The 1,532-nt window shown below is 80.0% G+C and carries 1 protein-coding gene; it reads left to right on the top strand.

Features of this window, described 5'->3' with window-relative positions; translation table 11 throughout:
* Positions 1-152 precede the first annotated feature (152 nt).
* The coding region (locus ABD317_RS36790; protein WP_344296399.1) for an AfsR/SARP family transcriptional regulator at positions 153-1,532 on the top strand (1,380 nt) is incomplete at its 3' end.

Here is a 1,532-nt window from a genome sequence, read left to right as displayed (position 1 = left end):
GTCCGCGTCCGCACCGGCGCCGGTGGCCGGGGGCCGGGGGCCGGCGGGCCGGCGGGCCGCCGGGCCCCGGCGCCGGCGGGCCGGCCCCGGCGCGGTTCAGGTGCGGGCAAAGGAGATCGGCCGCTCGCGGGGTGCGTGAGAGGCTGGCATGCGTGCGCATCGGAGTGCTGGGTCCGCTTGAGGTGGCGGTCGGCGGGGTGCCGGTGGAGATCGCCGGCGGGCGGCTGCGCGCCCTGCTCGTCCGGCTCGCCCTCGACCCCGGCCGGTACGTCGGCACGGTGCTGCTCGCCGAGGACCTGTGGGGCGACGCCGCCCCCGCCGACCCCGGCAACGCGCTGCAGTCCCTCGTCTCCCGCCTCCGCCGGACGCTCGGCCGGGCCGACGCCCTCGTGTACGGGCCCGCCGGCTACCGCCTCGCGCTGCCGCCGGAGGCGGTGGACGCCGTACGTTTCGAGCGGCTGGCGCACGCGCTGCGGGAGGCGCTGGCGCTGTGGCGCGGGCCCGCGCTGGCGGACGTGGCGGACACGCCGTTCGCGGCAGCGCCCGCGCACCGGCTGGAGGAGCTGCGGCTGGCGGCCACCGAGGACCATATCGAGGCCGGCCTCGCCGGAGACGTCCCCGGTCGCGGCCCCGCAGAGGGCCCCGGCGAGGGTTCCGCCGGAGGTCCGGCGGACGGCGGGCACACCGCCGGACGCCTCGGAGCCGCGGTCCCCGAGCTGGAGGCGCTGACGACGGCGCACCCCCTGCGCGAGCGCCCGCGCGCACTGCTGATCCGCGCGCTGTGCGCGGCGGGGCGCCAGCCGGAGGCGCTGGCGGCGTACGAGGAGTACCGCGCGCTCCTGGCGGAGGAGCTGGGCGCGGATCCGTCGGAGCGGCTGCGGGAACTGCACACGGCGGTGCTGCGGGGCGACGTCGCGGGGTGGGGCGGCGCCGGGGGTTCCGGCGACGCGGGCGGTCCGTACCGTACCCGGCGGGACGGCGGCGCCCCCTCCGCCCCGGGCACCGGCGCCGCCCCGCGCACCCCCGGCGAACCCGTGCCGCCGGCCCGTACCAACCTGCGCGCCGCCCTCACCAGCTTCGTCGGCCGCGACGACGAGCTGCGCCGGGTGCGCGCACTGCTCGGCGGCTCGCGGCTCGTCACCCTCACCGGCCCGGGCGGCGCCGGCAAGACCCGGCTGGCCACGACCGCCGCCGCCGGGCTGCTGGACGACTCCCCCGGCGGCGTCTGGCTCGTCGAACTCGCGCCGGTGACCGGCGGCGACGACGTTCCGTTCGCCGTGCTCGGCGCCCTCGGCCAGCGCGAGACCGCCGTACTCGACAACCGCCACCTCCCCCCGCGCGACGTGCTGACCCGGCTCACCGACACCCTCGCCGCCGCGCCCACCACCCTCCTGCTCGACAACTGCGAGCACGTCGTCTCCGCCGCCGCCCACCTCGCCGACCACCTCCTGCGCCGCTGCCCTGAGCTGCGCGTCCTCGCCACCAGCCGCGAGCCGCTGGGCATCGACGGCGAGGCCCTGTGCCCCGTCCCG

It is taken from the genome of Streptomyces synnematoformans, assembly GCF_039531005.1.
GTDB lineage: Bacteria > Actinomycetota > Actinomycetes > Streptomycetales > Streptomycetaceae > Streptomyces > Streptomyces synnematoformans.
This window is presented reverse-complemented; position numbering and strand designations above follow the sequence as displayed.